Origin of the sequence: Pseudonocardia yunnanensis (assembly GCF_039534065.1) — a bacterium.
GTDB lineage: Bacteria > Actinomycetota > Actinomycetes > Mycobacteriales > Pseudonocardiaceae > Pseudonocardia > Pseudonocardia yunnanensis.
Genome location: NZ_BAAAUS010000024.1, coordinates 223,986 through 244,498 on the forward strand (window position 1 = coordinate 223,986; position 20,513 = coordinate 244,498).

The window sequence follows — 20,513 nt, forward strand, 5'->3', positions numbered from 1 at the left end:
CTACAGCCGCTTTGCGACGGCGGCAGAGACCTGGTGCATCGTGGTGAAGTCGCCGATCGTGTTCCGGTTCTTCAGCACGGCCACCGCGGTGCCGCTCGCCCTGTCGGCGAACGCGGCGGTCCCTCCGCTGCCGGGCATGCCGAAGACGGCAGGGCCCTCGAACACGCCACCGAGGCCGCCCACGGCATAGCCCAGCCCGCGTTGCACCGGGAACGAGAACACGGCGTCGACGCCCTCCACGGCCAGGGCCGTGGCCTCCCGCAGCCGCGATTCCGAGATGAGCCGCACCCCGTCGACGTCGTGCATGAGTGCCGCGTACATCCGCGCCACCGCGCGCGCTGTCATGGTGCCGGTCGCCGGGATGTCGGCGGCGAGCAGGTCGGCGCGGTTGCCGAACGCGGCGACGGGCGCCGTCGCAGGCGGCGCCCACACCCAGCCATCGGGAGCTCCCGGCGACGGCAACGCCGGCGGCTGCTCGTCCCCGCTCGCCGCGGGCACGGGGTCCTCCAGCCGGGCGAGCCTGCTCATCTCCGTGGGCGGGACACCGAAGAAGAGCTCGTCGGCCACACCGAGCGGCCCGGCCACCTCGTCGTGGAGCACCTGCGAGATCCGCTTCCCGGTGACCCGCCGGACGATCTCCCCGACGATCCACCCGAACGTCTGCGCGTGGTAGCCGGTGGCCGTCCCGGGCTCCCACCAGGGCTCGGCGTCCGCGATCAGGGCGCACATCCCGTCCCAGTCGAGGAAGTCCTCGGGTTGCGTGGCGACCGGGAGCCCGGGAACGCCGGTGCTGTGGGTGAGCGCGTGCTGCAGCGTGGCTCCCTCCTTGCCGTGCGCGCCGAACTCCGGCCACAGCTCCACGATCGGGGTGTCGTAGTCGAGCACGCCGCGCTCGGCGAGGACGTGCACAACGGTCGCGGTGACACCCTTGCCCGTCGACGTGGCGAAGAACGGGGTGCTCGCCGTGACGAGCCGCCCGGTCTCCGCGTCGGCGACGCCGGCGACCGCCTCCACCACCTGCTCCCCGTTGCGGTAGACGGCCACCTGCAGGCCCCGCTCCGCGCCGGACTCGATGAGCCGGTCGAGTACCGCCTGTACGTCGCCCTGCATGTCGTCCATCGCGTTCATCCCTTCGTGGCGGCTCTCTGTGATGAGGTGTCCTCGGGTACGTCGGTGCCGGGGGCGCCCCGCGCGACAGCCACCCGAGAGGAGACCGTTCGACATGTTGCTGCCGAACCAGCGCGTCGAGATCGTGCAGTACTGCCGTCAGATGCAAGCCGATGGGCTGACGGTGGGTACCTCGGGCAACCTGTCCGTTCGATCCGGCGACCACATCGCCATCACGCCGAGCGGCGTGCCGTACGAGAACCTCACGGCTGCCGCGATCTGCGTGGTCGACCTGGACGGGAGGCCCGTGGAGGAGGGGCTCGCGCCGTCGTCGGAGCTCCCCATGCACACGCGCGTCTACGCGGAGACCGACGCCGTGGCCGTGGTGCACACCCACCCGCTGTACGCCACCGCGCTGTCCACGCTGGTGGACGAGCTGCCCGCGATCCACTACATGGTGGCGCTGCTCGGCGGCCCGGTGCGGGTGGCTCCGTACGCCACGTACGGGAGCCCGGAGCTCGCGGAGGGCAGCGTGCGGGCGCTCGCCGGCCGCTACGGCGTGATCCTGCAGAACCACGGCGCCACCACCTACGGCGACACCCTGGAGAAGGCCTACACCCGCAGCATCTACCTGGAGTGGCTCTGCCGCCTGTACCACCAGGCGCAGCTGCTCGGGCAACCCCGGCTCCTGCCGCCCGAGGAGATCGAGCGGGTGGCGCGGATGCTCGGCAGCTACGGGCAGAACCCCCTTGGGTACGGGACGAACCCCGATCCGGTGTTTCCCCTTCCGCGCAGCGAACCGGCCGGCCACCACTGAACCGCCGGCTGCCCGCTCGGAGTGCACCGCCTCCTATGCCCGCCCGGGCTGCAGCAGCGTCTTGACCATCCCGTCCTTCTTGGCCTGGAAGGCCTCGTACGCCTCCGGAGCGGCGTCCAGGGGCAGCCGGTGGGTGGCGAAGTCCTCGGTGCCGAGCGGGTCGGCCGCGGTGAGCAGCGGGAGGATCTCGGGCACCCAGCGGTGGACGTTGGCCTGGCCCATCCGCAGCTGGATCTGCTTGTCGAACAGCGTCAGCATCGGCATCGGGTCGGCCGTACCGCCGTAGACGCCACTGATCGAGATCGTGCCGCCGCGGCGCACCAGCTCGATCGCCGAGTGGAGCGCGTTCAGCCGATCAGTACCGGCCGTCTCCATCAGCCGTGCCGCCAGTGCGTCCGGCAGCAGGCCCGTGAGCTGCTGGGCGAGCTTCCCGACCGGCGAGCCGTGGGCCTCCATCCCGACGGCGTCCACCACGGCGTCCGGGCCGCGGCCCCCGGTCATCTCGCGGACGTAGTCGCCGAGGTGGCGGCCGTGGCCGGTCACGTCCAGTGCCGTGACGCCGCGGGCGCGCACCCGCTCCAGCCGCTCCGGCACGAGGTCGATGCCGATGACCTTCTCGACCCCGCGGTGCAGGGCGATCCGGGTGGCCATGTCACCGATCGGCCCGAGCCCGAGCACCACGAGGGACCCGCCCGGCGGGACGGCGGCGTACTCCACCGCCTGCCACGCGGTCGGGAGCACGTCGGAGAGGTAGACGAACCGGTCGTCGGGCGGCCCCTCGGGCACCCTGATGGGGAGCGTGTTGCCGAACGGGACGCGGAGGTACTCGGCCTGGCCGCCAGGCACCTGGCCATAGAGCTTCGTGTAGCCGAACAGCGCCGCGCCCTTGCCGTGTTCGCGCACCTGGGTGGTCTCGCACTGCGAGTGCAGCCCGCTGCCGCACATGAAGCACGTGCCGCACGAGACGGTGAACGGGATCACGACCCGGTCGCCCACTCGCACCTCGGTGACCTGCTCCCCGACCTCTGCGACCACACCCATCGGTTCGTGCCCGAGGATGTCTCCCTCGTCGAGAAACGGCCCCATCACCTCATAAAGGTGCAGGTCGGAGCCGCAGATCCCCGTCGACGTGATCCGCACGATGATGTCCGTGGGGTCCTGGATCGTCGGGTCGGGCACGGTGTCGACCCGGACGTCACGCCTGCCGTGCCAGGTGACCGCTCGCATGGAGCCCTCCTCGTCGCCTCGGCCGGTCGCTGCTCGGCGGTTGATCGCTCGAGGCAGACATTCCCCCACTGGAGCGGGGGAAACCGGGCGTAACCCCACGACCACGGGGTAGCCGATCCGCATGACCTCTACCGAGAACAAACCCTTGGCGGTCGTCACGGGCGCGTCGAGCGGGATCGGCCGGGAGCTGGCGAAGCGGCTCGCCAAGAACGGCTTCGATCTCCTCGTCAACGCCGAGGACGACCGCCTGGACGCTGCCGCGGCCGAGCTGCGTGGGTACGGCGCCTGGGTTCGTGCCGTGCGCGCGGACCTGCGTACCGCCGAAGGCGTGGAGAAGGTCTACACGGCCGTCACGGCGATCGGACGCCCGGTCGATGTCGCGGCGCTCAACGCGGGGGTCGGGCAGGGCGGTGCGTTCCTCGACAACGACCTGGCCGACGAGCTCGACGTCATCGACCTGAACATCACCTCGACAGTGCGCCTGGCCAAGCGGCTCCTGCACGACATGGCCGTCCGGGACGAGGGGAAGATGCTGATCACCTCCTCCGTCGCCGCCACGGTGCCGGGCTCGTTCCAGGCCGTTCACAACGCGTCGAGGTCCTTCCTGCAGTCGTTCGGGGAAGCGCTGCAGAACGAGCTCAGGGATACCGGCATCACCATCACCGTGCTGATGCCCCGCCCCATGGAGACCGACTTCTTCCGCCGCGCCGGCATGCGGGGCACGAAGGTGGGCGCGTCGTCGAAGGACGATCCCGCCGGGGTCGCGGAGCAGGGCTTCCGGGCGCTGGTGAAAGGTGACCCGAGGCTCGTGGCCGGGTCGCTGGGCACGATGGCGCAAGGAGTCGCGGCCGCGGTGTTACCCGACCGGGTGAAGGCCGCCGTCCACCGGCAGATGGCGAGGCCCGGCCCGTCCTCCCGCTGAGGACGAGCGCCGGACCCCGACGCCGCGCCGGGCCCCCGCGCGGCACCCCGCGAGGCCCTCTTCGGTCAGGCCTTCCGGGATCTGTTCAGGTAGCGGCCGCCCGGAGCGCCGATGATCTTTCCGTCCTGGAACACGAGCTCGCCGCGCAGGAACGTCGAGGTGACCGTGGCGCCGATCTCCATGCCGCGGAACGGGGTGTACTGCTGCGTCGACTCCGAGTCGGCCGGATCCACGACGAAGGACGTGTCCGGGTCGACGAGTGCGATGTCGGCGTCGAAGCCAGGGGCGATGTCGCCCTTGGTGGGCAGCCCGAAGCGGCGCGCCGGGGTCGCGGCCGTCAGCTCCGCGATCCGCGACAGGGACAGGCCCCGCTTGCGACCCTCCCCCACCAGTCCGGGCAGCAGGTACTCGGTGCCGCCGAAGCCGGACTTGGCCGCGAACACGTCGGAGGGGTCCTCGCCGAACTTGGTCTCCTCCTTGCAGCAGGCGTGGTCGGACACCACCCAGCTGACGTTCCCGGCGAGCAGGTGCTCCCACAGCGCCTCCACGTCGGCGCGCGGGCGCAGCGGCGGGTTCACCTTGCCGCCGATCCCGTCGGCGGTGGTGACGTCGGCGAGCAGGTGCCCGATCGTCACCTCCCTGCGGAAGTCCACGTGCGGGAACGTGCGGGCCATCAGCATCGCCGCCTCCATCGCCTTCGCCGACGACAGGTGCAGCAGGTTGATCGTGGGCAGCCCGGTCTCGTGGGCGAGATAGGACGCGATGGTGACGGCGAGGCCCTCGGAGTGCGGCGGGCGCGACGCGCTGTAGGCCTCCAGCCCGGACAGCTCACCGGCCTGCTCGACCATCCGCGTGTAGGCGGTCATGATCTCGGCGGTCTCGCAGTGCAGCGACAGGGAGATCTGTTCGGCGAGATCCGGGTGCGCCTCGCGCGCTGCCTGCACGCCGCGCATCACGAACTCGAAGTGCGCGAGGTCGTAGCGCTCCCCCTCGGGGATCATCAGGAACGCGTTCTGGTCCGACGAGCGGCCGTGCAGCCCGTGGCTGCCGTAGAACATGAAGATCTTGAACGACGTCACGCCGTGCTCGGCCACCAGCGCGGGGATCTCGTCGATGTGGGATGCCTGCATCGGCGCGAGGTGGAAGCCGTAGTCCACATAGGAGCGGCCCTGCGCCGCGGCGAGCACCTCGGGAAAGACCTCCGCGTAGCTCCCGCCCCGGTTCAGGTAGTACTGGCCGGTGCGCATGTAGGTGAGCGACGTGGTGACGCCGCCCTGCGCGCAGGCCCTGCTCTCGGAGGCCGTGTCGTCGGCGAGCGGGTTGTAGATGCCCCAGTGCTGGTGGGCGTCGACGACGCCGGGGAACGCGAGGCGGCCACGGCCGTCGTGCACGGTGGTGCCGGGCTCGGGCTCGATGCGCGGAGCCACCTGCGTGATGCGCCCGTCGGCCACCGCGATGTCGGCGGTGTCGACGTCCTCGACGCCGGGACGGACCACCCTGACGTCACGGATGATGAGGTCGGTCATCGGTCACCTCTCGAGGGTGGTGTACGGGTCGGGTTGTCGCTGGTCATGCGGTGGTGGCCAGGTGATCGGCCGCGAGATAGGCGAAGCCGAGCGCAGGCAGGAGCCCGTTGCCGGCCAGGTAACCGGCGGCTCCGTGGCCGGACATGCCGACCGCCGCGCCGCCGGACGCGTACAGGCCTGCCAGCGGCGCGCCCGCGGTGTCGAGCACCCGGCCGTGTTCGTCGACCAGCAGGCCGCCCTGGGTGTGGAAGAGCGCGGGGACGACCTCGATCGCCTGGTACGGCGGGGCGAGCGGGGCCGCCACGTGCGTGCGGCCGTGCGGGTCGCTCGCCTCTCCCTTGGCCACCGCCGCCATCGCGGCGACCTCGGCGGCCAGGATCGGGGCGGACATCCCCGTGCGCTCCGCGAGCTCGCCGAGGGTGTCAGCGGTACGCACGGCGCCGCTGTCGACGACGTCGCGGAAGTCGGTGAAGCTGCGGCAGAGCTCGTTGATTCGCTCGTCGAGCACGATCCAGCCGTACCCGCCGGGCTGCGCGGCCAGCAGCGCTGCGTACTCGGAGTAGCCGACGGTCTCGTCGCCGAAACGGCGGCCCTCCCCGTCGACCACGAGCCCGCCCTGCATGACCGTCGTCCAGGTGACGAGGGTGCGCGCGGCGGCGGAGACCGCGGCGTGGCCCTGGTAGGCGTCCAGGCAGCCGGTGGCCGCGCCGAGCGACTCGCCGATCCGCAGCGCGTCTCCGCGTGACTGTTCGCTGCCGTGGTAGTCGACCCCGGCGATCTCGGGAAGGTGGGTGCGGACGAGCTCGCGGTCGGCGCCGAAGCCGTTGGTGGCGAGCAGCACGGCCCGCGCGCTGATCTCCTCGCGCCGCCCGTCGGGGTACTCGACGACGGCGCTCCGGCTTCCCGCACCGTCTGCGCCCACGCCGACGAGCCGGGCCGGAGCGAGCAGGTCGATGCGGTCGTGCGCCCGCACGGCGTCGGTCAGGCACTGGAGCAGCACCGACCCGTGCCGTCCCGGCAGGGTGTGCATCCGCCGCGCGCTGTGCCCGGGATAGTCCACGTCACCGGCCAGCTCGATCGGCATCCCGACGTGGTCGGCGAGCCACTCCACGAGCTGTGCGCTGACCGTGGCGAGGGCGGTTGCGACCCGGGGATCGGCCTGCCCGCCGGTCTTGGCGGCGATGTCGCCGAGGAACCCCTCCGGGGAGTCCTCGATGCCGGCGGCACGCTGAAAGCGCGACCCGGCTCCCGGGATCATCGCCGTGGACATCGACGTGTTGTTGCCACGCAGGTGGTGCTCGTCGGCCTCGACCACGAGCACGTCCATGCCGAGCTGCGCCGTCCGGAGTGCGCCGGCGAGTCCACCGCCCGCTCCGGCGACCACGAGATCGACGTCCATGCGCCCCCTTCGTTCCGCTTACCGGAACGACCTGCCGGTCGTTAGTGCCTCTCATCTCTACATCTCGGGTCGAAGAAGGGCAAGGCCTGCGACAGCGCTCCTTGACAGCCGAGAGCGACACCTTCAGGCTTGTTCCGTCAGGCGGTACGTTCGGACAGGCGGGGACAATGGTGACTACCGGGGCGACGACCGGGGAGCCGAGCGGCGGCACCGAGAGCACGGCGCGGGTCGCAGACGTTCTGTTGATGTTCACCGAGGGCCCGTCGGCGCTCGGCGTCTCGCGGATCGCCCGCGAGCTCGGCCTGAGCAAGGCCGTGGTGCACCGGATCCTGCAGTCGCTGGCAGGCCGGGAGCTCGTGGTGCTCGACCCGGCCACGAGGGAGTACCGGCTCGGACCGGCCGCCGCCGCGCTCGGCGCCAGGGCGCTGCGCGACTCCGACCTGCGCTCCGCAGCGCTCGTCCTGTTGCGGCAGCTCCGCGACGAGTTCGGCGAGACCGCCACCCTCAGCACTCCCGTGCCGCACGGCCGCGTCTACCTCGACCAGGTGACCGGCACCCACGAGATCACGATGTCGGTGGAGCTGGGGCGCCGGTTCCCGCTGCACGCCGGCAGCACCGGCAAATGCATGCTCGCCTTCGCCGAGGCCGCGGTGATCGCCGGTGTCCTGGACGCTCCACTGGAGAAGCTCACCCCGGCCACGATCGTCGATCCGGACGTGCTCGCCGCCGAGCTCGCCCTGGTCAGGGAGCGCGGCTTCGCCACCTCCGCAGGCGAGCGGCAGGGCGACGCGGCGTCGGTCGCGGCCCCGGTCTTCGGGCTGTCGGACGAGGTGGTCGGCGCGATCTCGGTGTGCGGCCCGCGCTACCGGATGGGCGAGGAGCTCGTCGGGCTGATCGCCCCGCGCGTCGTCGCGGTGGCCGAACACATCTCGAGGCGCCTCGGCGCCACTCCCGGTGCCCACATGCGTTCCGGCACCGGCACGAATGCGACCGCAGCCGCGGTCGCCACGGGAAGGACGTGATCACCACGCCGGACACAGTCACCGGCGACGCTCTCGCAGGCCTGCGGGTCCTCGACGTCGCCACACTCTTCGCCGGGCCGCTGGCCGCCACCTTGCTCGGTGACCACGGCGCCGACGTGATCAAGATCGAGCACCCGCGCGGCGGCGACCCGTCGCGCACCCATGGCGTGCAACGCGACGGCGTCGGCCTCTGGTGGAAGATGCTCGGCCGCAACAAGAAGTCGGTCACCCTCAACCTCTCCACCTCGGAGGGCCAGGAGCTGTTCCGATCGCTCGCCGCCGACGCCGATGTCGTGATCGAGAACTTCCGGCCGGGCACGCTGGAGCGCTGGGGCATCGGCTGGGACGTGCTCAGCGAGCTCAACCCGCGACTGGTGCTCGCGCGGGTCACCGGTTTCGGCCAGTTCGGGCCGTACTCGAACCGGCCCGGCTTCGGCACGCTGGCCGAGGCGATGAGCGGCTTCGCCGCGATCACCGGTGAGCCGGACGGGCCGCCGACGCTGCCGCCGTTCGGGCTCGCCGACGGTGTCGCCGCGCTGACCACGGCGTTCGGCATCATGACCGCGCTGCGCGCCCGCGACACCACCGGCCGCGGCCAGGTGCTCGACATGGCGATCATCGAGCCGCTGCTCACGCTCCTCGGCCCGCAGATCATCGGGTACGACCAGCTCGGCGTGCTGCAGCAGCGCACCGGCAACCGCTCGGGCAACAACGCGCCGCGCAACACCTACCGCTGCGCCGACGGTCAGTGGGTCGCGGTCTCCACCAGCGCGCAGTCGATCGCCGAGCGGGTGCTCCACCTGGTCGGGCGTCCCGACCTGGCCGCGCAGCCGTGGTTCGCCTCCGGCCGGCAGCGCGCCGAGCACGCCGACGAGCTCGACGACGCGGTGGGCGAGTGGATCGGCAGGCGCAACCGCGACGAGGTGATCGAGGAGTTCGAGAAGGCGCAGGCCGCGGTCGCCCCGATCTACACCGCGGCCGACGTGCTGGAGGACCCGCAGTTCCGGGCGCTCGGCAGCATCGTCCGGATCGAGGACGACGAGCTGGGCCCGATCCGGTTCCAGAACGTGCCGTTCCGCCTGTCGGAGACCCCGGGCCGGGTCCGGACGTCGGGCCCGCCGCTGGGCCGGCACACCGCCGAGGTGCTCGCCCGCTACGGCGTGGACGAGGCGCGGCTGGAGCAGCTGCGCGCAGCGGGTGCGGTGTGACGGCGCCGGTCACCGCGCTCGGCCGGGCCCGCAGCTGGCTCTACGTCCCGGCCCACCGCACCGATCTCGTGGCCAAGGCGCTGGCCGGCGCCGCCGACGCGGTGGTGCTCGACCTCGAGGACGCGGTACCGCCGCAGGCCAAGGACACCGCGCGCGACGCGGCCGTCGCGGCCCTGGAGGCGCCCCGGTCCGTGCCGGTGTGGGTGCGGATGAACACCCTCGACAGCCCGTGGGCACACGCCGACATCGACGCACTGGCGAGCGCCCGCCCCGACGGGGTGCGCGTGCCCAAGGCGGCCGACGTCGCCGCGGCCGCGGAGCTCGCCGACCGGCTCGCCGTGCCGGTGCACCTGCTACTGGAGTCGGCGCTGGGTGTCGAGAACGCGTTCCTGCTGGCCCGGTGCCACCCGCTGGTCGCCGGTGTGTCGCTCGGTGAGGCCGACCTTGCCGCCGACCTGCACGTCCGCAACCCCACAGCGCTGCGGTGGGCCCGCCAGCGGGTGGTCGTGGCCAACAGGGCCGCCGGCCTCCCCAGCCCGGTCGCCGCGGTCTGGACCGACCTCGCCGACCTCGACGGCCTCGCCGCCGACAGCATCGCCGCGCGCGACGACGGCTTCTTCGGCCGCTCGGTGATCCACCCGACCCAGCTCGAACCCGTACACCGGGCGTTCACCCCGGCGCCGGCCGAGATCGACTCGGCACGTGCGCTGCTCGACTCGCTGCAGACCGCCGCGGAGAACGGGGAGAGCGCATTCGTGGACGAACGCGGCCGGTTCGTCGACCCCGCGGTGGTCGCGGGCGCGCGCTGGCTGCTCGACCTCGCACCCGGACTCGACGATCCGGCCGCCACGACGGCGGCCGGGAGGGAACGCTCATGACGACCGCCCGAACCACAGGCGCCACCGACCCCACCACGGCCGCCCTGCTCGCCGCGATCGCCCGCGGCGTGCGGACCGTCGAGCTCAGCCATCCGCTCGTCACCGGCATGTCGACGTCGCCGAACCATCCCGGGTTCCGGATGACGTTGATCCGCCGCCACGGCGACACCGTGCGTCCCGACGGCGGGTCCGCCTCCAACGAGCTCATCATCACCGGGGGTCACGTCGGCACCCACGTCGACGCGCTCTCACACGTCAGCCAGGACGGGTGCCTGCACGGCGGCGTGGACGCCGAGGCGGGGCAGCGCGGCGGCAGGCACGCCGAGCACGGCGCCGAGCGCATTCCGGCGATGATCACGCGAGGCGTGCTGCTCGACGTCGCGGCCGCGCGTGGTGTCGAGGTGCTCGAGGGTGGGCACGGAATCACCGCCGACGACCTCGCGACGGCCGCGGAGCGGGCCGGCGCCGAACCCGGCCGGGGTGACGTCGCTCTGGTGCGCACCGGCTGGGCCCGGCACTTCGCCGACCCCGTGGCCTACATCGGCCACGACAGCGGCGTGCCGGGGGTCAGCGAGGACGGTGCGCGCTGGCTGGTCGAGCGCGGCGTGATCGCGACCGGCGCCGACACCACGGCCTACGAGCGCATCCCGCCGGGAACGGGCCACCGCGTGCTGCCCGTGCACCGGATCCTGCTGGTGGAGAACGGCATCCACATCATCGAGCACCTGGACATGGAGGAGGCCTCCCGCCAGGGGCTCACCGAGTTCCTGTTCGTGCTGGCCCCGCTGCGGATCGTCGGGGGCACCGGGTCGCCGGTGCGTCCGGTTGCGGTGGTGGGGGTATGAAGAATCCAACCCCGGCACAGCAGGTGGGGATGCTCGCCGAGCGGGTTGTCCGCGACGGCCTTCCTGCCTTCCTGCGTGACGATCTCGCCGCCCGCACGGTCGACGTGCTCGGCAACTGCCTCGCCGCACGGGGCGAGGAGCCCGCGCGGATCGTCGACGCCGTCGTGCGCGAGTGGGGCGGCACGGGCGTCGCCACCGCCGTCGGGTCGCGCGACCGGCTGCCCGCCCCGTCGGCCGCGCTCGTCAACGGCACCCTCGCGCACAGCCTGGACTTCGACGACACCCACCTGCCCTCGGTGCTGCACCCGTCCTCCGCGGTGCTGCCCGCCGCGCTGGCCGTCGCCGAGCAGGTGGGGGCGTCCGGCACGGCGATGCTCGACGCCGCAGCCGTCGGCATCGAGGTGACCTGCCGCCTCGGGATGGCGGGCTACGACGAGGAGCTGGGCAACTCGGTGTTCTTCGAGCACGGCCAGCACGCCACCGCGATCTGTGGGGCGATCGGGGCCGCCGTGGCGGCCGGGATGCTGCGCCGGCTCGACGCCGACACGATCACCTCGGTGATCGGCATCGCGGCCAGCATGGGCGCGGGCATCATCGAGGCCAACCGCACCGGCGGCACGATCAAGCGCGTGCACTGCGGGTGGGCAGCGCACGCCGGTGTGGCCGCTGCCGACCTCGCGCGCCACGGGCTCACCGGACCACCGACCGTGTTGGAGGGCCGTTTCGGGTTCCTGCAGGCGTTCTGCGGCGACCGGGCGCATGTCGAGCGGGTCACCGACGGGCTCGGCGAGCAGTGGGAGACACCAGGGATCTTCTTCAAGCCCTATCCGTGCAACCACTTCACCCATGCCGGCATCGACGCGGCGCTGGCGCTGCGGGCGTCGGGAGTGACGGCGGAGTCGGTGCGGCGCCTGACGCTCGGCGTCCCCGCTCCCGTGCTGCGCACCATCGCCGAGCCTCCGGAGGAGAAGGCGCGGCCCCGCTCGGGCTACCACGCCGCCTTCAGCGGTCCGTACACCGTCGCGGCGGCCCTGCTGGGCGGCGGCGGCCTCGGGCTCTTCCACGAGGACTTCACCGACGCGGCCGCTGCCGACCCCGCCCGGCTGGCGCTCGCGGCGCTGGTGCGGTGCGAGGCCGACGCGGAGTCCACCGCGATCTTCCCGCGCCAGTTCCCCGCGGTGCTCACCGCCGAGCTGGCCGACGGCCGCACCGTCACCGAACGGGTGCGGGCCAACCGCGGAGGCCCGCAGCGGCCGCTGTCGGACGCCGAGCTGTCGGTGAAGTTCACCGGCAACGCCGAACGGTCGGTGAGCCCCGAGGCCGCCCGGCAGCTCGCACAGGCCGTCTGGGATCTTCGGGACGGACGCGACGTCGCAGGCGTCACAGAGCTTCTTCGCCAGGCGTCTTAATTGCGTTCCTCTTAGCGGAACGGTTGTAACGACCTGGTAGACACCCACAATTGCGGGCTCAACGCATTGACCCGGAATGGCACCGGATGCCAGGCTCGACCGAACAAACGGAAAGCGTTCCGACCAGCGGAACGAATTCGATGTGAGCCCGTTCCAGTCGCAGCACAGCGAGGTACGCCGCCAATGAGGACCCGTTTTCGCTGGGCGACGATCGTTCTGGTCGTCGCGCTGATCATCATCAACTACATCGACCGCAGCGCGATCTCCTTCGCCGTCGCTCCGCTGGAGCAGGAGTTCGGAATCACCACGGCCCAGTACGGCGTCATCAGCAGCGCCTTCTCGGTCGGCTACATGGTGTTCGCCTTCTTGTCCGGCCCGCTCGTCGACCGCTTCGGCCCGCGCCGCGTGCTCCTGGTGGCGATCACCATCTTCTCGATCTCCGTGGCGCTCATCCCGGTGGCCGGAGGGTTCGCCGGACTGCTGCTCCTGCGGATCCTCCTCGGCGCAGGCGAGGCACCCGCCTTTCCTGCCGCTACCCGGATCGTCAGTCGCTGGCTGCCGTCGGTGGAGCGAGGGTTCGCCCTGGCGCTCATCGGCGGGGTCGCGGTCTCCGGCAGCCTGCTGATCGCCGGGCCGCTGCTCACCCAATTGATCGCCCTGATCGACTGGCGTGGCACGTTCTGGCTGATGGCCGTGCTCGGGATCGCCTGGGCGATCGCCGCGATCGGCCTGCTCACCAACACCCCCGAGGAGTCCCGCCGCGTCAACGGGCGCGAGTTGGCTCATATCGCCGCAGGGCGGGTGGCGGAGGAGTCGGCGAGCCGCGGCCGCGTCGACTGGAGGGCGCTGCTCACCAACCGCAACCTGTGGATCGTCGCCGCCGGCTACTTCGCCTGGGGCTTCATGTTCTGGGGCTTCCTCTACTGGCTGCCGCAGTACCTCTCGTCCTACGGACTGAGCATCAAGGAAGTCGGCGCCTTCTCGGTGGCCCCGTGGGCCGCCGGCGTGGTCGGCGCGCTGGTCGGCGGGTTCGTCGTCGACCGGTTCTACGCCCGCACGCAGAGCATCCGCAGCCGCTTCACGATCATGGGCGTCGCACTGCTGCTGTCGGCCTGCTCGCTGATCCCCGTCTTCCTCCACCCCACCCTCACCGTCGCGCTGGTGTTCATCTCGCTCGGCGTCGGGTTCGGGTTCATCACCGGCGGGATCTGGTGGGTCGCCTCGATCGACGCCGAGCCCGCCCAGCCGGCCAGCGCGGCCGGGTTCACCGACGCCTCGTTCGCCCTGTCCGGGATCCTGGCGCCGATCATCATGGGCCTGATCGTCTCCGGCACCGGCACGTTCACCAGCGGCTTCGTTCTCATGAGCGTGCTGGCCGCCGCCGGCGCACTGCTCATGCTGTTCGGTCCCCGGGAACGCCGCGTCGCGCCGTCCGACACCGTGCGGGCCACCTCGGCGTGACCGAGCGGCCCGCCGGTCAGAAGGGGGCGATCGACCAGTCGCCGGACGACGTCACGATCGCGACGGCCGGGGCGCGCAACGGCACCGTGCCTTCGTAGGAGCCGATCTCGTTCACGGCGAGTTCGGTCGTGTCCCCGCCCACGATCCACACGGCGAAGTTCGACTCTCCGCGGTTCTTGATCAGCGCCCGTGTCGTGGCGGCATTGATGGCGACCACGTCGTCGCCCGTCCCGCTGACCCTGGCACCGTCGGTGATCCGGACAGCCGACAAGCCCGGCGTCACAGTCACCTTCCACGATCCGTTCGCGGTGATCGTCAGCATGGACGTCCGCGCCGTGTCGGAGACGTCGATGAGGTGGCGCCCCGAATAGCCACCGATCTCGTTGACCAGAAGAGCCTCTCTGCCGTCCGTCTTCAGCGCCGTGTTGCCGGAGCATTGGAGGCATTCGAAATCGAGGACGGCCACGCCGACCGGCTTCTCGAGGTTCAGCACCTCGTCGCCCTGTCCTCCATAGGAGATCGGTGCGGCGGGCGGGCCCGGGGCCAGATCGATCGTGTCGGCCGGCACAGCTTTCACCGATGCCGGGACGTGTTCGCCGAGGACCATGGCCGGTGCGTCCGGTCCCGCGCTCGTGTTGATCACGATGATGAGCAGCACGGCGACGGCAGCGACGCTCCACGGCCACTTCTTCCGCTTCACCTTCGGCGCAACCAGCACCGGCCGGACCGGGTAGGGCGGTGCCGAGTACATGGGTTGTGTCGACTCGGACGACTGCCGGGCATGGCTGGGCGGCACGAGGTAGTGAGACATCCGAGCTCCAACTCTCGATGGTCCCCCGACCCATGGAGCTATCGGCGACGGCAGTCGGCGCCGTTACAACTGTGCGTGTCCGGCGTGTCACGCACGGTCAGAACGGCGCCGATCGCCCACCCGTCGATCTACGTCGTGGTGGAGTCGCTCGCGGCGGCCGGGACCGACGCCGGTGCCACCGCATTCGGCGCGGTGCGCCGCCACGGACCTCCGAAGAAGCAGATGGCCACCCCGAAAACGACCATGCAGCCGGCGGTGATCCCCATCCACACCTGCCAGTTCGTGGCCGCGACCACCTGTGGCGCCACGAGGAGCACCACCACGGCCATGCCCTTCACGAGGAAGGAGAACAGGCCCCAGGCCGTGCCCTGCAACCGCGGATCGATGTTCTCGGCGTCCTCCGAGAAGTTCGCCATCCAGGGCGAGTAGGCGGCACCGAGCAGCCCACCGAGGAAGAGTCCGGTGACCATGAGTGCAGGAATGGAAACGGTGTCGCGCCCGATCAGCCACACCAGCACCAGCAGGACGACCAGCCCGGCGATGGTGCCACCGAGCTCGAAGGGGCGACGCAGTTGCCACCGGTCCGACAGGCGCCCGGCGGCGACGACGATCACCAGGTCCAGGATCCAGAACACCGTCATCACCGAGGACGCCTGAGCGGTGCTCATGTCGAAGGTCTGCACGAGCATCGTCTGCCCGTAGAGCGTGAGCGTCAGGTACAGCACCAGCCAGAACGCGATGCCGATGACGTGAGCCCAGATCGTGCGGTGCACGAGCAGGTCACGCATCTGCGGGGGTCGCGTCTCGTCCACGGCGCTGCGGACCGACCGCTCGGTCTGCACGATCTTGGCCCGCAACGCGGGAGAGAGCTCGGCGATGTTCAGCGCGATCACCACCGAGACCACGAGCGAGATCGCACCCATGATCACGAACTGGGACTCCCACGCGCCGTTGAACAGTGTCAGGGTGGCCCCGGCGATCGCCGCTGCCAGGAAGTTCGCCCCCACCGGTCCCCACGTCCAGAACCCGAAGGCCTGCGCACGGCCCATGCGAGGGGAGAAGTCACGAACGAGCGGAGCGGTGCTGGCCACCGCCACACCGTCGATGAACGCCAGCACCACCCGGGCCACGAGCAGTTCGGTCGGCGTCTGGACCAGCACCATTCCGAAACAGCACAGGGAGGTGAGCATCATGAGCGGGACCAGCAGCCGTACGCGTCCGACCTTGTCGGTGAGTCTGCCGCCGATCATCCCGGCCACCGCACCCGCCACGGCCGCGGCGGCCGAGATCGCCCCGTACGTCCCCAGGCTCATGTGCAGGTCCTCGAGCAGGAGCGGCACGACCGGGGCGATCACCGCTTCGTAGGAGCAGATGAGACTGGCCAGCACGGCCATCGCCAGGATGCGCAGCCTGCGACTGCCTGTGGGGTACTCGTCGAGTTGGCGTACGTACGAAGGGCTCACGGCGACCTCCTTGTCGCAAAGACCCGAATGTCACGCCAAGCCACACTGGAATGCGGCTCTAGAAGACGCTTCTCAGATTCGTCCCCTGCGGGAGGAGATGTCAAGGTCGAGAACGGAGGTGCCGGGACGCCACGCCCTACCCCCTGCCGGGTGCCGGTCGCCCTCGACGAGCGCGGTGGGCCTTCCGTCAGTCGGCGGGCGTCTGCTCCGACCTGGTGACCAGCGCGACGCCGATGGCGGCCAACACCGTTCCGATCATCGCTCCCGCCTCCAGCGGTTGGCCCAGCAACGGGATGGCGGCCAGCGCGGTCACGGGCGGAACCAGGAAGAGGTAGCTCGTGGCCGCCCCGCCGCCCCTGCGCCGCAGCAGGACGAAGAGCAGGACGAGCCCGCCGATGGAGCTCACGAGACTTGCCCACACGATGGGCCAGATCGCGGCAAACGTGACCGGTATGGACAGGCCGCCATGGCCGAGGGCGAGCGGTGTGATCGCGGCCGTGGCCACGAGCAGTTGCACCGTCAGGCCGCTCCGGAGATCCATCACCGCACCGAATCGCTTCTGGTACAACGTGCCCCCGGCGAATGCCGCCAGCGATACGAGCAAGGCGAAGAGCCCCGCCACGGAAACACCGCCGCCGAGTTCGGAACCGACCGCGGCCGCAACTCCGAGCAGGCCGAGCACCAATCCGGCCCATTGCCGCTTTCGCAGCAGCTCGCCGAACGCGGGGACGGCGATCGCCGCGATCACCAGCGGGCCCGCGCTGGCGATCAATGACGCGAGACCCGCGGACACCCCGAGGCCCAAACCGATGTAGATGCCGCCGAACTGAACGGCATGCAACACGAATCCCGTGACGGTCAGATGGATCCATGCCATCGGCCTGCGCGGCCATGGGGCACGGGTCGCGATGGCGACGGCGCCCATCACCACCGCGGCCACCAGGAATCGCCACCACAACAGCGTGAGAGGCGACATCTCGCGCATGCCGATCTTCCCGACCAGATAGCCGCTCGACCAGATCGCGATGAACAGAGCGCCGGGAAGCGCGGCAAGCAGAAGGGCCTTCACCTTCGCGAGCAGCCGACCGGCCGCGCTGTCGCGCACATCGGAGGCACACTCCCGGTGCCCGGCGGAGACGTCGGCAGAGCCTGCACGAGCACCTGTGGAGGCGGGCAGTATTCGCATGTCCTGAATCCGATCCGGAACGAATGGCGGGGAATTCTGTTTCATTCTGCGAATGCACGAATCCGTTGCCACCCACGGACGCGGGCAGGAGTCAGCAGCGAGGATTCGTGGAACGCGAGTTTGCGGAATCGACGCCAGGCCCAGCACCCGTCGAACGGTCTTGCCGGAAACGGCGAGCGGGACATCGATCCGCCACGGCGCGTCGATACGCCGGGATCGTGGGACGAAAGGTCAGCCCTTGTTCGGCTTGCTCGCGGCGTGCTTCGCAAAGAAGTCGGCCAGCGGGGCGCCCACTGCCCTGGGATCGTTCTCCGTCGGGATGTGGCCGGCGTTCGCAACACGCACGAGCGTCGTGTTCGGCACCTCGGCGGCGAACCGCTCGGCGTTGTGAACCTGCTGGAAGGGATCGTCCTGACCCCAGACCAGCAGCTTCGGAGTGGCGGATGCGCGCAGCGACGGCATCAGATCGAGGGTGTAGCGCTTGTCCGCCGCAGCGGCGAAGGCCATCCAGGACCGCGCAACACGCTCCACGGCGAGCGGCTCGAGGTACTCCTCCACCAGCGCATCGGTCGCCGCGCCGGCCAGCGCATCGACGACCGCCCCACGCCGGATCTCGACCAGGTCGCGCGCCGACGTTGCGGCGACCAGGGCCGGATCGCTGAACCGGGCGATCCTGGGCTGCGGCCACGAATCGTAGGTCACGCCGTTGACCAGCGCGAAAGCGTTGACGGAGCCCGCGGCGAGCAGGTGCTGCGCGATCGCGCCACCGATGTCGTGCCCGACGATCGACACAGGCCCGTCGACACCGAGCGCGCGGGCGAAGCGCATCACCCAGGCGGAAAGCTCGGGGATGGTCGCGGTCCGCATCGTGAGCTCTCCCCCGGAGCGACCGAACCCGGGCAGGTCCACGGCGACAGGCCGGAGACCCGCAGCAGCGAGATCGTCCAGGATCGGGAGAAAGACTCGGCTCCAGTACGTGCCGTGCAGCATCAGGACGACCGGGCCGTCGCCTGCGGTCAAATAGCTTGCCGGCGCGCCGTCGACGTCCACGGTCGCGCGCTTCTCATCGTTCGGTGACATCCGATCTCCTCCACTTCTCGGTTCGTCGGCGACGAACTTACTCGTGTAAGCACCCCGGGACCGGTTCTTATGCCGGTCCCGGGGACCAGGACGTGTGCGTCGGGTCACGGACCTCCGAGGACGTCCGCGATGCTCAGGTGCTGCTCGGAGCGTGCTGCGTCAGAAGATTCTCGAAGAAGTTGTGGCGAGGATGTCGAGACCGGCGTGGCGGCTCCGTCCCAGGGCCAGATGCAGCCACCGTGGCCGCACCGCACCGAGGAGACCAGCATGGCGAAGTACCTGCTACTCAAGCACTACCGCGGCGCCCCCGAGGCCGTGAACCCCGTTCCGATGGACCAGTGGACCCCGCAGGAGGTCCACGACCACGTGCAGTACATGAACGACTTCGCCGCCCGGCTCGAGAGCACCGGTGAGTACGTCGACAGCCAGGCGCTCTCCCCCAAGGGCACGTTCGTCCGGTACGACGGGGAGGGTCGGCCGCCGGTCACCGACGGGCCCTTCGCGGAGACCAAGGACCTCATCGCCGGCTGGATGGTGATCGACGTCGACACCTACGAGCGCGCGCTCGCGCTCGCCGGCGAGCTGTCGGCAGCCCCCGGAGCAGGCGGCAAGCCGATCCACGAATGGCTCGAGCTGCGCCCGTTCCTGGGCGCAGCGCCCACGGTCACCGAGTAACCAGACCGGCCAGGGAAGATCGGCTGATGGACGAACTGCTGCTGAGGGAGCTGACTCCCGCGGTGATCGGCGTCCTCGTGCATCGCGGAGTCGATTTCGCGACGGCCGAGGACGCCGTGCAGGAAGCACTCATCCAGGCCGCGCTGACCTGGCCGGGCCGGCAACCTGCCGACCCGAAGGGCTGGCTGGTCACGGTCGCCTGGCGCAAGTTCCTCGACGCCCGCCGCTCCGAGGTCTCGCGTCGCGACCGGGAGCAGCGGGTCGAGGCCGAGCCGCCGCCCGGACCGGCGGAGACCGCGGACGACACGTTGCAGCTCTTCTTCCTCTGCGCCCATCCGTCGCTGACCCCGGCGTCCGCTGTGGCCCTCACGCTGCGGGCCGTCGGTGGCTTGACCACCCGGCAGATCGCCCAGGCGTATCTCGTGCCGGAGGCGACGATGGCGCAGCGGATCAGCCGGGCCAAGCGCACGGTCGGCGACGTGCGGTTCGACGAGCCGGGCGACCTGGCGACGGTGCTACGGGTGCTCTACCTGGTCTTCAACGAGGGTTACACCGGGGACGTCGACCTGGCGGTGGAGGCGATCCGGCTCACCCGGCAGTTGGCGTCGTTGACCGATGACGAGGAGACCGCGGGGCTGCTGGCGTTGATGCTGCTGCACCACGCTCGGCGACCGGCGCGGACCAGGCGCGACGGCAGCCTGGTCCCGCTGGCCGAGCAGGACCGCTCCCGTTGGGACACCTCGCTCATCGCCGAGGGCGTTGCAGTCCTGCAGAAAGCGCTGGGTCGCGACCGACTCGGTGAGTTCCAGGCCCAGGCCGCCATCGCCGCCCTGCACGCCGACGCGCCGCGCGCCGAAGAGACCGACTGGGTGCAGATCGTCGGCTGGTACGACGAGTTGCTCCGGCTCACCGGGAGCCCGGTCGTGGAGCTCAACCGGGCCGTCGCGATCGGCGAGGCCGACGGCTCCGCGGCCGGCCTCGCAGCCTTGGCCAGGGTGGACCCCGGCCTGCCTCGCCACACCGCCGCCTCGGCATACCTCCACGAGAAGGCGGGTGACCTCGAGACCGCGGCACGGCTGTATGCCGACGCCGCCCGGTCCGCCCCCAACCTGGCCGAACGTCACCACCTCACCCTGCAGGCAGCGCGGATCACCCAAGCCCTGCGCGGGTGAGTCCGTTACTCGGCGGCGGGGCGGAAGTGCGTGATGATCCGCTCCGCGTAGAACACATCCCACGGCGTGTTCGGATGCTGGGCGGTGTGTTCCTTGCCGGAGCCGACGAGCACGTAGACCAGCTCACTGGGGACCGGCGTGACACCGAGGACCTCCGGCAGCCTCGACAGTCTGATCAACCAGTCGGCGTACCAGGAGGCCCAGTCGGAGTCCTCACCGTCGACGAGGCGGTACACCTGGTGATGGGTCTCACCGGCCCCGCGCAGAATCGCGGCCAGCGCGGCGACCTGGTCGTCCATCGTGGT

19 protein-coding genes are annotated in these 20,513 nt (G+C 71.0%); 10 read left to right on the forward strand and 9 right to left on the reverse strand.

What is annotated here, in order from left to right:
- Nucleotides 1-1,119, reverse strand: coding sequence for a serine hydrolase domain-containing protein (locus ABD743_RS22695; protein WP_344724160.1), 1,119 nt, complete (start codon nt 1,117-1,119; stop codon nt 1-3).
- A gap of 103 nt (nt 1,120-1,222) precedes the next feature.
- On the opposite strand from ABD743_RS22695, the gene ABD743_RS22700 reads away from it, so the two are divergent.
- On the forward strand, nt 1,223-1,924 hold the full coding sequence (locus ABD743_RS22700) for a class II aldolase/adducin family protein (RefSeq protein ID WP_344724161.1): 702 nt from the start codon (nt 1,223-1,225) through the stop codon (nt 1,922-1,924).
- A 33-nt stretch (nt 1,925-1,957) separates the two neighbouring features.
- On the opposite strand, the gene ABD743_RS22705 is transcribed toward ABD743_RS22700, so the two are convergent.
- On the reverse strand, nt 1,958-3,151 hold the full coding sequence (locus ABD743_RS22705) for a zinc-dependent alcohol dehydrogenase (RefSeq protein ID WP_344724162.1): 1,194 nt from the start codon (nt 3,149-3,151) through the stop codon (nt 1,958-1,960).
- Between the two features lie 121 nt (nt 3,152-3,272).
- On the opposite strand from ABD743_RS22705, the gene ABD743_RS22710 reads away from it, so the two are divergent.
- Nucleotides 3,273-4,073, forward strand: coding sequence for an SDR family NAD(P)-dependent oxidoreductase (locus ABD743_RS22710; RefSeq protein WP_344724163.1), 801 nt, complete (start codon nt 3,273-3,275; stop codon nt 4,071-4,073).
- A 65-nt stretch (nt 4,074-4,138) separates the two neighbouring features.
- Here ABD743_RS22710 and ABD743_RS22715 read toward each other — a convergent pair whose 3' ends face one another.
- Both ABD743_RS22715 and ABD743_RS22720 read right to left on the reverse strand, forming a co-directional pair.
- On the reverse strand, nt 4,139-5,599 hold the full coding sequence (locus ABD743_RS22715) for a dihydroorotase (protein ID WP_344724165.1): 1,461 nt from the start codon (nt 5,597-5,599) through the stop codon (nt 4,139-4,141).
- A 43-nt stretch (nt 5,600-5,642) separates the two neighbouring features.
- Nucleotides 5,643-6,998, reverse strand: a complete 1,356-nt coding sequence (locus ABD743_RS22720) for an FAD-dependent oxidoreductase (RefSeq protein ID WP_344724166.1) — start codon at nt 6,996-6,998, stop codon at nt 5,643-5,645.
- Nucleotides 6,999-7,165: 167 nt separating this feature from the next.
- Here ABD743_RS22720 and ABD743_RS22725 point away from each other — a divergent pair, with 167 nt between their 5' ends.
- The 6 genes from ABD743_RS22725 (at nt 7,166) to ABD743_RS22750 (ending at nt 13,821) form a co-directional block, all read left to right on the forward strand.
- Entirely contained in the window at nt 7,166-8,020 is an 855-nt protein-coding gene (locus ABD743_RS22725; RefSeq protein ID WP_344724167.1) for an IclR family transcriptional regulator, read from the forward strand.
- On the forward strand, nt 8,020-9,228 hold the full coding sequence (locus ABD743_RS22730) for a CaiB/BaiF CoA transferase family protein (RefSeq protein ID WP_344724459.1): 1,209 nt from the start codon (nt 8,020-8,022) through the stop codon (nt 9,226-9,228). The genes ABD743_RS22725 and ABD743_RS22730 overlap by 1 nt, the downstream gene beginning before the upstream one ends.
- Nucleotides 9,225-10,106: an HpcH/HpaI aldolase/citrate lyase family protein gene (locus ABD743_RS22735; RefSeq protein ID WP_344724168.1), complete on the forward strand. Its 882-nt coding sequence runs from the start codon at nt 9,225-9,227 to the stop codon at nt 10,104-10,106. Before ABD743_RS22730 ends, ABD743_RS22735 begins: the two co-directional genes overlap by 4 nt.
- Nucleotides 10,103-10,951 carry a cyclase family protein gene (locus ABD743_RS22740; RefSeq protein WP_344724169.1) on the forward strand — a complete coding sequence of 283 codons (849 nt, stop codon included), beginning with the start codon at nt 10,103-10,105 and terminating at the stop codon, nt 10,949-10,951. Before ABD743_RS22735 ends, ABD743_RS22740 begins: the two co-directional genes overlap by 4 nt.
- Nucleotides 10,948-12,360: an MmgE/PrpD family protein gene (locus ABD743_RS22745; protein WP_344724170.1), complete on the forward strand. Its 1,413-nt coding sequence runs from the start codon at nt 10,948-10,950 to the stop codon at nt 12,358-12,360. Before ABD743_RS22740 ends, ABD743_RS22745 begins: the two co-directional genes overlap by 4 nt.
- 183 nt (nt 12,361-12,543) lie before the next feature.
- A complete protein-coding gene (locus ABD743_RS22750) occupies nt 12,544-13,821 on the forward strand; it encodes an MFS transporter (RefSeq protein WP_344724171.1) in 1,278 nt (425 codons plus the stop codon).
- 16 nt (nt 13,822-13,837) lie between these two features.
- Here ABD743_RS22750 and ABD743_RS22755 read toward each other — a convergent pair whose 3' ends face one another.
- From ABD743_RS22755 to ABD743_RS22770, 4 genes are all read right to left on the reverse strand, one after another.
- Nucleotides 13,838-14,632: a hypothetical protein gene (locus ABD743_RS22755; RefSeq protein WP_344724172.1), complete on the reverse strand. Its 795-nt coding sequence runs from the start codon at nt 14,630-14,632 to the stop codon at nt 13,838-13,840.
- 128 nt (nt 14,633-14,760) lie between these two features.
- Nucleotides 14,761-16,095 carry an MFS transporter gene (locus ABD743_RS22760; RefSeq protein WP_344724173.1) on the reverse strand — a complete coding sequence of 445 codons (1,335 nt, stop codon included), beginning with the start codon at nt 16,093-16,095 and terminating at the stop codon, nt 14,761-14,763.
- A gap of 187 nt (nt 16,096-16,282) precedes the next feature.
- Nucleotides 16,283-17,281, reverse strand: coding sequence for a DMT family transporter (locus ABD743_RS22765; protein ID WP_344724174.1), 999 nt, complete (start codon nt 17,279-17,281; stop codon nt 16,283-16,285).
- A 231-nt stretch (nt 17,282-17,512) separates the two neighbouring features.
- On the reverse strand, nt 17,513-18,361 hold the full coding sequence (locus tag ABD743_RS22770) for an alpha/beta fold hydrolase (protein WP_344724175.1): 849 nt from the start codon (nt 18,359-18,361) through the stop codon (nt 17,513-17,515).
- A 267-nt stretch (nt 18,362-18,628) separates the two neighbouring features.
- Here ABD743_RS22770 and ABD743_RS22775 point away from each other — a divergent pair, with 267 nt between their 5' ends.
- Nucleotides 18,629-19,036 (forward strand): YciI family protein, encoded by a 408-nt coding sequence (locus tag ABD743_RS22775; RefSeq protein WP_344724460.1) that lies wholly within the window; start codon nt 18,629-18,631, stop codon nt 19,034-19,036.
- Nucleotides 19,037-19,062: 26 nt separating this feature from the next.
- Nucleotides 19,063-20,208, forward strand: a complete 1,146-nt coding sequence (locus ABD743_RS22780) for an RNA polymerase sigma factor (RefSeq protein ID WP_344724176.1) — start codon at nt 19,063-19,065, stop codon at nt 20,206-20,208.
- A 5-nt stretch (nt 20,209-20,213) separates the two neighbouring features.
- On the opposite strand, the gene ABD743_RS22785 is transcribed toward ABD743_RS22780, so the two are convergent.
- Nucleotides 20,214-20,507, reverse strand: coding sequence for a hypothetical protein (locus ABD743_RS22785; RefSeq protein WP_344724177.1), 294 nt, complete (start codon nt 20,505-20,507; stop codon nt 20,214-20,216).
- Nucleotides 20,508-20,513: the final 6 nt, after the last annotated feature.